The organism is Streptomyces sp. NPDC058964 (assembly GCF_042741275.1).
GTDB lineage: Bacteria > Actinomycetota > Actinomycetes > Streptomycetales > Streptomycetaceae > Streptomyces.
On record NZ_JBHYKH010000339.1, the window covers coordinates 1 to 9,858 of the forward strand.

General features: G+C 71.6%; 10 protein-coding genes and 1 pseudogene. 7 read left to right on the plus strand and 4 right to left on the minus strand.

All coding sequences use genetic code 11. The features are described 5' to 3' along the window. Together ACFW2E_RS31930 and ACFW2E_RS31935 are read right to left on the minus strand one after the other, a co-directional pair. On the minus strand, positions 1-468 hold a 468-nt coding region (locus ACFW2E_RS31930; protein ID WP_384470854.1), incomplete at its 3' end, for a ribonuclease H. A gap of 32 nt (positions 469-500) precedes the next feature. Then, positions 501-1,295 carry a VOC family protein gene (locus ACFW2E_RS31935; RefSeq protein WP_384470857.1) on the minus strand — a complete coding sequence of 265 codons (795 nt, stop codon included), beginning with the start codon at positions 1,293-1,295 and terminating at the stop codon, positions 501-503. A 173-nt stretch (positions 1,296-1,468) separates the two neighbouring features. Between ACFW2E_RS31935 and ACFW2E_RS31940 the strand changes: the two genes are divergently transcribed. The 5 genes and pseudogenes from ACFW2E_RS31940 to ACFW2E_RS31960 all read left to right on the plus strand — a co-directional run bounded on the left by ACFW2E_RS31940 (position 1,469) and on the right by ACFW2E_RS31960 (position 7,209). After that, positions 1,469-2,476, plus strand: coding sequence for a zinc-binding alcohol dehydrogenase family protein (locus ACFW2E_RS31940; RefSeq protein ID WP_384470880.1), 1,008 nt, complete (start codon positions 1,469-1,471; stop codon positions 2,474-2,476). A gap of 237 nt (positions 2,477-2,713) precedes the next feature. Continuing rightward, complete coding sequence (locus tag ACFW2E_RS31945) at positions 2,714-4,156, plus strand: family 2B encapsulin nanocompartment shell protein (protein WP_384470860.1); 1,443 nt, start codon at positions 2,714-2,716, stop codon at positions 4,154-4,156. Continuing rightward, positions 4,146-5,225 (plus strand): annotated as a pseudogene (locus ACFW2E_RS31950) (family 2 encapsulin nanocompartment cargo protein terpene cyclase); the annotation flags it as partial. The gene ACFW2E_RS31945 and the pseudogene ACFW2E_RS31950, both read left to right, overlap by 11 nt. A 58-nt stretch (positions 5,226-5,283) precedes the next feature. After that, positions 5,284-6,162: a geranyl diphosphate 2-C-methyltransferase gene (locus ACFW2E_RS31955; RefSeq protein WP_384470863.1), complete on the plus strand. Its 879-nt coding sequence runs from the start codon at positions 5,284-5,286 to the stop codon at positions 6,160-6,162. A gap of 120 nt (positions 6,163-6,282) precedes the next feature. Beyond that, positions 6,283-7,209 carry an aminoglycoside phosphotransferase family protein gene (locus ACFW2E_RS31960; protein WP_384470866.1) on the plus strand — a complete coding sequence of 309 codons (927 nt, stop codon included), beginning with the start codon at positions 6,283-6,285 and terminating at the stop codon, positions 7,207-7,209. On the opposite strand, the gene ACFW2E_RS31965 is transcribed toward ACFW2E_RS31960, so the two are convergent. Continuing rightward, entirely contained in the window at positions 7,194-7,676 is a 483-nt protein-coding gene (locus tag ACFW2E_RS31965) for a VOC family protein (protein WP_384470869.1), read from the minus strand. The genes ACFW2E_RS31960 and ACFW2E_RS31965 overlap by 16 nt on opposite strands. A 124-nt stretch (positions 7,677-7,800) precedes the next feature. On the opposite strand from ACFW2E_RS31965, the gene ACFW2E_RS31970 reads away from it, so the two are divergent. Beyond that, positions 7,801-9,006, plus strand: coding sequence for an epoxide hydrolase family protein (locus ACFW2E_RS31970; protein ID WP_384470872.1), 1,206 nt, complete (start codon positions 7,801-7,803; stop codon positions 9,004-9,006). A 19-nt stretch (positions 9,007-9,025) separates the two neighbouring features. Here the strand turns inward: ACFW2E_RS31970 and ACFW2E_RS31975 are convergent, their stop codons facing one another. Next, positions 9,026-9,406, minus strand: a complete 381-nt coding sequence (locus ACFW2E_RS31975) for a helix-turn-helix domain-containing protein (RefSeq protein ID WP_384470875.1) — start codon at positions 9,404-9,406, stop codon at positions 9,026-9,028. Between the two features lie 202 nt (positions 9,407-9,608). On the opposite strand from ACFW2E_RS31975, the gene ACFW2E_RS31980 reads away from it, so the two are divergent. Then, positions 9,609-9,770, plus strand: a complete 162-nt coding sequence (locus tag ACFW2E_RS31980) for a hypothetical protein (RefSeq protein WP_384470877.1) — start codon at positions 9,609-9,611, stop codon at positions 9,768-9,770. Positions 9,771-9,858: the final 88 nt, after the last annotated feature.

The window sequence follows — 9,858 nt, forward strand, 5'->3', positions numbered from 1 at the left end:
GCCCGCGGGCTCCTGCACCGCGGCCGCCTGGCGGGCCGCGCGGTCGGCTAATTCGTTCTGCGGGTCGCCGTCCACCGGGTGGGCGGCGACGTAGCGGAACTCGACGGAGCGGCCGTCGAGCAGCTCGTCGATGCGGACCACCAGGTCCTGGTTGGCGACCGGCTTGCCCGCGGACGTCTTCCAGCCGTTGCGCTTCCAGCCCGGCAGCCAGGTGGTGACGGCCTTCATGGCGTACTGCGAGTCCATCCGGATCTCGAGGGGAAGCTCCGGGTCGGTCGCGGCCAGCAGCCGCTCGAGCGCCGTCAGTTCGGCGACGTTGTTCGTCGCCCTGCCGAGCGGCCCCGCCTCCCAGCGGGCCGGCGTCTCCGAGCCGTCGGACACCACCCAGGCCCAGCCCGCCGGTCCGGGGTTCCCCTTCGAAGCCCCGTCGCACGCGGCCACAACACGTTCACGCATGGGCCCGATCATGCCACGGCCGGCGGCCCGCCCGTCCGGGCCGGTCAGACGTCCGTGGTCCTGGGCATCTCTCCCTCGGTGGTCGTGACGTCGATCACCGAGAAGTTCGCGCCCTGCGGGTCGCTCAGGGCCGCGAACCGGCCGAACGGGCTGGTCATGGGTCCGAACCGGAGGACCGCACCGAGCTTGGTGGCCTTGGCAACGGCCTCGTCGCAGTCGGCGACGGTGAAGTACACGTTGATGTACGACGGCACCTCGGGCGGGAAGTCCTCGGTCATCCTCATCCGGCCCAGGACCGTGTTCCCGCCGAGGTCGAACATCCGGAAGTCCACCGAGGGATCGTCGATCTGCTTGGCCGTGTACGGGAACACCCCGCGGAAAAAGGTGTCCGCCTTCTCGGGCTCGCGGGTGAAGACCTCGGCCCAGCAGTACGCGCCGGGCACCGCCGTCGCCTCGAAGCCCTCGTGGGTGCCGCCCTGCCACACGCCGAACACGGCGCCGCTGGGCTCGCGGGCCAGGCACATCGTGCCGAACTCACCGACCTGCATCGGCTCCATCAGCACCTCGCCGCCGCTCGCCCGGATCCGGTCCGCGGTCGCGGCGGCGTCCGGCGAGGCGAAGTACAGGCACCACTGGGACTGCCCCTCCTGGCCGGGCATGGGCGGGACGACCGCCGCAACCGCCTTGCCGTCCGCATAGGCCTGCGTGTAGTTGCCGTACTCCGACGACGACTCGCCGAAGGTCCAGCCGAGGACCTCACCGTAGAAGTTCTTCGCCCCCTCGACGTCGCCGAACATCGCGTCGGCCCAGCAGGGGGTTCCTTCAGGTTGTACAGCCATGGTGCGATACCTCTCCGCAGGCTCGGATCGCCCGACTCGTCACGGTCCTCACGCTAGCCATCCACCGGCCGGCCCGCGCGCCGAACGGGGCGGGCTGCCCGACACTGGAGACGGAGACGGCGGCCTTCGGCAGGACGGGGCGTGACATGACGGACTCGGTTGTCGCCGGCACGATGCGGGCGTGGTCGGTGGCCCGGCCCGGACCGGTCGAGGGGGACGCCCTCCGGTTCGTCGAACGGCCGGTGCCCGTGCCCCGGGACGACGAACTCCTGGTGCATGTGCGGGCCTGCGGGGTCTGCCGCACCGACCTGCACGTCACCGAGGGGGACCTGCCGGCACGCCGGCCCGGGGTGATTCCCGGGCACGAGGTGGTCGGCGTGGTGGCCGGGGCCGGTGCGGCCGTGGAGCACTTCATGCCGGGCGACCGGGTGGGCGTGGCCTGGCTGCGCCGGACCGACGGCGAGTGCGCGTACTGCCTGCGCGGCTCCGAGAACCTGTGCCCCCGATCGAGGTACACCGGCTGGGACGCCGACGGCGGATACGCGGAGTACACGACCGTCCCGGCCGACTTCGCCTACCGGCTGCCGGGCGCCCTGGACGACGTGGCCCTGGCGCCGCTGCTGTGCGCCGGCATCATCGGCTACCGCGCGCTCCTGCGCACCTCGCTGCCGCCGGGCGGCCGGCTCGGGCTGTACGGATTCGGGGGCAGCGCCCACCTGTGTGCCCAGGTGGCGCTCGCCGAGGGGGCCACCGTGCACGTCCTGACGCGCGGCGCGGACGCGCGGCGGCTGGCCGCCGAGCTGGGCGCCGCCTCCGCGAGCGAGGCGTACGACATGCCGCCGGAGCCCCTGGACGGGGCGATCCTGTTCGCACCGGTCGGCGACCTGGTACCGGTCGCGCTGCGGGCCCTGGACCGGGGCGGGGTCCTCGCGGTCGCAGGCATCCACCTGAGCGACGTACCGCCCCTGCACTACGAGACCGACCTCTTCTACGAGAAGGAACTGCGCAGCGTCACCTCCAACACCCGCGCGGACGGCCGTGAGTTCCTCGCCCGGGCCGCGCTGTACGACGTTCGCGCCACGACGCACAACTATCCGCTCTCGCAGGCCCCGCAGGCGCTGAGGGACCTCAAGGCCGGCCGCTTCGGCGGCGCGGCGGTGCTGGTGAACGATCTTTCCTGAGCGCAAACGCCCAGTGATCCCGTGCGCCCGGGTGCGGGTGCGAAGGCCGGGCGCGTGATCATCCGCGCCCGTGCAGTACGCCCCGAACGGCAGGTTTGCACCACCAAGGAACGAAACCGCCCCTTTCGCGCCGTACCGGGAGATCACCAAGGCTGTTTGGCTTGTCCAAGCGCACCACCAACTCGCTCACCACCGAGCGATCCGGTCCCCCCTGTTCACCCGTCCGCTGGAGGGAATGTGTCCACACCGGACAGCGCCACCGGTTCCGCCGTCGACGAACCAGCCCCCGACCCCTCCGCCGACCGGCAGCCGACCAGCCTCGGCACCAGGGCGGCACGCCAGCTCGCCACGACCACCAAGTCCGAACCGCAGATGCAGGCCATCACCTCGCGATGGCTGCTGAAGACACTGCCGTGGGTGGACGTGAAGGGCGGCGCCTACCGGGTCAACCGTCGCCTCCAGCTGAGCACGGGGCGCGGCCGGGTCCACTTCGAGCAGAACGGCGCCGAGGACATCCGGGTCATCCCGGAGACGCTGACGGAACTGCCGGTCCTGCGCGGCTACCCCGACACGGACGTACTGCGCGAACTCGCCACCCGGTTCCAGGTCCGTGAAGTGCGCGCCGGACAGGTCCTGTTCGAGGCCGGGCAGCCCGTGACCGAGACGTACCTCGTCGTCCACGGCCGGTTCACCCGGTACAGCGCCGGCAAGTACGGCGACGAGGAGGTCATCGGCGTCGTCACCGACGGCGACCAGATGGGCGACGAGGCGGTCGGCCAGTCCGACCCGCTGTGGCTGAGCTCGGTCCGGGCCGAGACCGCGGGCGTGGTGCTGGCGCTGCCCTGGACGGTGGTCGAGGAGGTCACCGCACGGGCACCGTCCCTCGCGGCCCATCTGCAGGCGTACGTCGAGCGGCAGCGCAAGCCCATGAACCGCAAGGGCGAGGCCGAGGTCCCGGTGCAGGCCGGCCACGTGGGCGAGCCGACGCTGCCCGGCGGCTTCGTCGACTACGAACTCGCCCCGCGCGAATACGAGTTGTCCCTCACCCAGACCGTGCTGCGGGTGCACACCAGGGTCGCCGACCTCTACAACGACCCGATGAACCAGACCGAGCAGCAGATCCGGCTGACCGTGGAGGAGATCCGCGAGCGCCAGGAGTGGGAGCTGGTCAACAACCGGGAGTTCGGGCTGCTGCACAACGTCGACTACGGGCAGCGCATCAGCGCCTTCACCGGCCCGCCGACCCCGGACGACATGGACGAACTGCTCTCGATGCGCCGCGGGACGAAGGTGTTCCTGGCCCATCCGAAGGCCATCGCGGCCTTCTTCCGGCAGTGCAACAGGCGCGGCCTGGTGCCCGGCACCGCACATGTCGACGGCCACCGGATCCCGGCCTGGCGCGGCGTGCCGATCTACCCGTGCAGCAAGATCCCGATCACCGGCGACCACACGAGCAGCATCATCGCGCTGCGCACCGGAGAGGCCGACCAGGGTGTCATCGGCCTCCACCAGACCGGCATCCCCGAGGAGTACCAGCCGGGCCTCAACGTCCGCTTCATGGGCATCGACACCGCGGCGATCGTCAGCTACCTCGTCACCGCCTACTACTCGCTGGCCATCCTCGTCCCCGACGCGGCGGGGATCCTCGAGAACGTCCAGATCGGCCGTACCGCCGACTGACGGCCTGGAGCACACCATGAGCACACCCACCCACTCCTACCCGCTGCCCGGGCCGCCGGACATCGCCCGGAGCATGCGCCCGGTCCGGCGCACCGGAGTGATCCCCGGACTGCACCACCGGCCGGCCGCGCCCGCCGACCCGGAGAAGGCCGCCGAGATCGACCGCCGGCTGGAATGCTGGGCCCGTGAGCTGGAACTGTTCCCGCAGGCCTGGAAGGGGGACTTCTCCGGTTTCCAGTTCGGCCGGGCCGTCGTACTCCAGCATCCGGGCGCCCTGGACCTGGACCGCCTCACCACCGCGGGCAAGCTGTTGCTCGCCGAGAACATCGTGGACTCCTGCTACTGCGAGGAGGACGAGGGCCGGGGCGGATCACGGCGCGGTCTGGGCGGCCCGCTGATCATCGCCCAGTCGGCGCTCGACCCCTTCCACGGCATCCCGGAGCTGGAGGAGGAGTGGCGCCAGGGCCTGCGGGCCGACGGGCCGCTGCGCTCGTACCAGTTCGCCCTCGCGGACTACGCCGCCTTCGCGACCCCGAGCCAGACCGACCGGTTCGTGCACGACATGGCCCGGCTGCACATGGGCTATCTGGGCGAGGCCGCCTGGATGGAGACCCGGTACGTGCCGCGGGTCTGGGAGTACCTGGTGATGAGGCAGTTCAACAACTTCCGGCCCTGTCTGTCGATCGTCGACGCCGTGGACGGCTACGAACTGCCGGAACAGCTCTACGCCCGCCCGGAGGTCCAGCGGATCACGGCGCTCGCCTGCAACGCCACCACCATCGTCAACGACCTCTACTCCTTCACCAAGGAGCTGGCGAGCGACCCGGACCACCTCAACCTGCCGCAGGTCGTGGCCGCCAACGACCGGTGCGGACTGAAGGCGGCCTATCTGAGGTCCGTCGGGATCCACAACCGGATCATGGAGGCCTTCGAGGAGGAGTCCGCCCTCCTGTCCGCCACCTCGCCCCTCGTGGAGCGCTACGTCCAGGGGCTCGCCGCCTGGGTGTCCGGCAACCACGAGTGGCACGCCACCAACACCCACCGCTACCACCTGCCGGACTACTGGTGACAGCACCGGCAGTCACGGCTCAGCGAAACACCGTCAGACGCGTCACGAGGAGTCACTGTTGACCACCGCCCCCGTCGCCCGGACCACGACCGCACCGGTGCCGGCCCAGTCCACGTACCAGACCCGCGTAGCGGACTACTGGAACGCCGAGGAGAACCCGGTCAACCTCGAGCTCGGCAAGATCGACGACCTGTACCACCACCACTACGGCGTCGGAAACGTCGACTGGACCGTGCTCGACGAGACCGACCCCGCGCTGCGCAGGGAGCGGGTCACCGCCGAACTGCACCGTCTGGAGCACGCCCAGGCCGAGCTCCTCGCCTCGCACCTCGGCCCGCTCTCCCCCACCGACCGGGTCTTCGACGCCGGCTGCGGGCGCGGCGGTGGCAGCGTGGTGGCGAACCTGCGCTACGGCTGCCGCGCCGACGGCGTCACCATCTCCGCCAAGCAGGCCGACTTCGCCAACGAGATGGCCCGCAAGCGGGACATCGACGACAGGGTGCGCTACCACCACCGCAACATGCTCGACACCGGCTTCGAGTCCGGTGCCTACGCGGCCTCGTGGAACAACGAGTCCACCATGTACGTGGAGCTCGACCTGCTGTTCGCCGAGCACGCCCGGCTGCTGCGGCGCGGCGGACGCTATGTGGTGATCACCGGCTGCTACAACGACACCTACGGCCGGGCCTCGCGCGAGGTGTCCCTCATCAACGCCCACTACATCTGCGACATCCACCCGAGGTCGGAGTACTTCCGGGCGATGGCCCGCAACCGCCTCGTACCGGTCCACGTGGAGGACCTGACCGAGGCCACGATGCCGTACTGGGAACTGCGCAAGGAGGCCGACCACCTGGTGACCGGCATCGAGGACACGTTCCTGTCCGCGTACCGCAACGGCAGCTTCCAGTACCTGATGATCGCGGCCGACCGGGTCTGACCCGGCAGATGCGAGGAGTGGGCGGGTCCCGGGACACCGCCCACCCCCTTCCCGCACTCCGGAATTCGCTCGACAGCGGGCCGGCCGGCCGCTGGAATGGGCCGCGTGTGTGCCGCGAGGATGCGTGAGGACGAGGTGGACGTCGACGCCTCGACGGTCGGCCGGCTGATCGCCGCGCAGTTCCCCGAGTGGGCGTCGCTGCGCGTGCGGCGCCTGAGGTCCTCGGGGACGGAGAACGCCATGTTCCGGCTGGGCGCGGACATGGTCGTACGGCTGCCCCGGTATCCCGGTGCCGTCGGCAGCGTCGCGCACGAGCAGCGCTGGCTGCCCCGGCTGGGGCCGCTGCTGCCCGTCCCGACCCCCGCGCCGCTGCGGCGGGGCAGGCCCGGCGCCGGTTTCGCCTGGCCCTGGTCCGTGTACCGGTGGCTCGACGGGCGCAATCCCGTCGCGGGTGCGGTGGCGGAGCCCGCGTCGCTGGCCGGGGACCTCGCCGGTTTCGTCGGCGCCCTGCGCCGCGTCGACGCACACGACGGGCCGCCCTGCCCCCGGGGAGTTCCGCTGGCGGCCCGGGACACGGCGACGCGCGAGGCCATCGCACAGCTGGACGGCAGGGTCGACACCGAGGCGGTCACCGCCCGTTGGGAGGAGGCTCTCGCCGCCCCGGAGCACACCGGTCCGCCGCTCTGGGCGCACGGCGACCTGTCCCCCGGGAACGTCCTCGTCGCCGACCGCCGGCTGAGTGCCGTGATCGACTTCGGCTGCGCGGGGGTGGGCGATCCGGCGGTCGATCTGATCGTGGCCTGGAACCTGCTGCCCGCTAGCGCCCGGGGCGTCTTCCGCGAGACCGTCGGCGCCGACGACGCCGAGTGGGCTCGCGGCCGGGGCTGGGCGCTGTCGGTCTCCCTGATCCAGCTGCCGTACTACTGGGAGACGAATCCCCCGCTGGCGGAGAACTCACGGCATGTGATCCGGGAGATCCTCGCCGAATCCGCCCAGGGGTGCGGGCCGGTGCCCCGCACCCGGACGGATCCTCACTCGCCCGCGTAGGCCTTCTCCAGGGCGGCGATGTCGAGCTTGTGCATCGACAGCATGGCCTGGGTCGCGCGTGCCGCCTTGGCCGGGTCCGGGTCGCTGATCATGTCGTCGAGCCGGTCCGGGATGACCTGCCAGGACACCCCGTACCTGTCCTTGAGCCAGCCGCACGGTCCGGGCTCGCCGCCGCTCTCGGTGAGCCTGGTCCAGTAGTAGTCGATCTCCTCCTGGTTCTCGCAGAAGATCTGGAAGGAGATCGCCTCGTTGAACTTGAACTCCGGGCCCCCGTTCAGGGCGACGAACCTGTGACCGTTCGCCGTGAACTCGACGGTCAGCACGGTGCCCGCGGGACGAGGGGCTCCCTCGGGGTACCGGGCGACCCTGCCGACGCCGGAGTTCTTGAAGATCGAGACATAGTAGTGGGCGGCGTCCTCGGCCTGGTCGTCGAACCAGAGGCACGTGGTGAATCCGTCGGTGGCCATCGGCTTCCTCCTGAGGTGTGGAGCACGGTTGCATGTGTCGACCGATCGTGGCCGCGAAACTCATCGGCCGGGCGGAGGATTGACCCGGACGGGTGGGAAGGCCGCCCCGGCTAGCATCCGGACCATGACGTCTTCGCCCGCAGAGAGCATCCGGCCCTTCCGCCTCGCGATCCCCCAGAGCGACCTTGACGACCTGCACGAACGGCTCGACCGCACCCGGTGGCCCGCGGACCTGCCCGGCGTGGGCTGGGCGTACGGCGTACCGGCGGACTACCTGCGCGAGCTGGTGCGCTACTGGCGGCACGAGTACGACTGGCGGGCGGCGGAGGCGCGGCTCAACGAGTGGCCGCAGTTCACGACCACGATCGACGGGGCGAACGTCCATTTCGCACACGTCCGCTCCCCCGAGCCCGATGCCACCGCGCTGATCATCACCCACGGCTGGCCGGGCTCGATCGTCGAGTTCCTCGACGTGGCCGGACCGCTCGCAGATCCGGCCGCGCACGGCGGCGATCCGGCCGACGCCTTCCACGTCGTGGTGCCGGGCATCCCGGGCTTCGGGCTGTCCGGGCCGACCGTGGAGCCGGGCTGGGAGGCCGGCCGGGTCGCCGACGCCTGGGCCGAGTTGATGCGGCGGCTCGGCTACGACCGGTTCGGCGCGCAGGGCGGCGACTGGGGCGCGGCGATCTCCCGCGAACTCGGCCGCGCCCATCCCGACCGGGTCCTCGGCGTCCACCTCAACCTGCTGCCCGGCGCGCAGGCCGCCACCGAGCCCACGGCCGAGGAGCTGGCGGCACTCGGACCCGAGGAGCGGGAACGCACGCTCGTCTCGTGGCGCAGGTGGGCCGCCTGGTCCGGAGAGGGAACGGGGTACGCCGTCCAGCAGTCGACCCGGCCGCAGACCCTGGCGTACGGTCTGACGGACTCGCCCGTCGGCCAACTCGCTTGGATCGTGGAGAAGTTCCGCGAGTGGACCGACTCCGAGGAACTGCCGGAGGAGGCCGTCGACCGGGACCGGCTGCTCACGAACGTGATGCTGTACTGGCTCACCGGAACCGCCGGGTCGTCCGCCCGGATCTACTACGAGCGCGCGCACGCCACCGGCCGCAGCGCCGCGCCCGGGCAGCCCTCCACCGTGCCGACCGCGCTCGCCCTCTTCCCGGCCGAACCCCAGATGCCGCTGCGGCACAGGGCGGAGCGCACCGAGAACATCGTGCGCTGGACGGAGTTCGACCGGGGAGGGCATTTCGCGGCCATGGAGGAGCCGGATCTGCTGATCGGCGATGTACGGTCCTTCTTCCGGCAGTTGCGGGACAAGGGCGTCGGCTGACGGCCGGTCCGGCGCTCCGTCAGGCGGCCAGACACAGTCCCTTGTAAGGCGTGGCCGACGTGCCGCGGCTCCGGCCGGACTGCCGGGCCAGCTCGCCGTGGGCCAGGGACAGCAGATCGCCGAGACCCAGTCCGAGGGCGTGGGCGGCGGCCGCGAGGACCTCCGAGGAGGCCTCCTTGCGGCCGCGCTCGATCTCCGAGAGGTACGGCATCGAGATCCGGGCCGCGTCGGCCACGTCCTTGAGCGTGCGCTCCTGCGCCCGGCGCTCACGGCGCAGCACATCGCCGACGAGGTCGCGCCACAGGGGCTCCCCGGGCTCGGCGGCCGGTCCCTGCGGGCGGGTGGTGGTCCCCGGACGCAACGGGATCACGCGGGCTTGGTTCGGCACTTGTTCGGTCACCTGTTCAGCCTAGGAGCCCCGGGCGGCCGGGGAAGGGACCGGCATTCCGCCCTGGGTGGAATCCACGGCGGAAGGGCTCGGGAAAGTGGCTACCGAACACGTGGCGGGCGGCACCCGGGACTTCTTCGGCCGCGTCCAGCGCCGTTGCGAGCGCTGGGATCCGGCCACACCGCCCGGACCGCGGCCGACTCCGTAGGCCGAAGTGCCCACGGACACGGGCGAACTGGCCGAGTCTCCGTTCTTCGGCGGCCTCACCGTGGGCCGCTGCGCCCAGCAGATCACGTACACCGCCGACTCGTACGCCGATCTGCTGCTCACCTGCTCGGGCCGCCGCGCACTCACCGCCCCGGGCCCCCGGGGGTAGCCCGCCGGCATCGGCCGGCGGAACGAGGGGCGGTACGGCGGCGAGACCCACCACTGTGCCCACCACGTGGTCACGCGCGCGCGCGGGC

Coding starts and splice junctions, on each gene's coding strand:
- ACFW2E_RS31965 (WP_384470869.1), bottom strand. CDS start 7,676: ATGGCCACCGACGGATTCACCACGTGCCTCTGGTTCGACGACCAGGCC.
- ACFW2E_RS31960 (WP_384470866.1), top strand. CDS start 6,283: ATGCGTGAGGACGAGGTGGACGTCGACGCCTCGACGGTCGGCCGGCTG.
- ACFW2E_RS31970 (WP_384470872.1), top strand. CDS start 7,801: ATGACGTCTTCGCCCGCAGAGAGCATCCGGCCCTTCCGCCTCGCGATC.
- ACFW2E_RS31940 (WP_384470880.1), top strand. CDS start 1,469: ATGCGGGCGTGGTCGGTGGCCCGGCCCGGACCGGTCGAGGGGGACGCC.
- ACFW2E_RS31935 (WP_384470857.1), bottom strand. CDS start 1,295: ATGGCTGTACAACCTGAAGGAACCCCCTGCTGGGCCGACGCGATGTTC.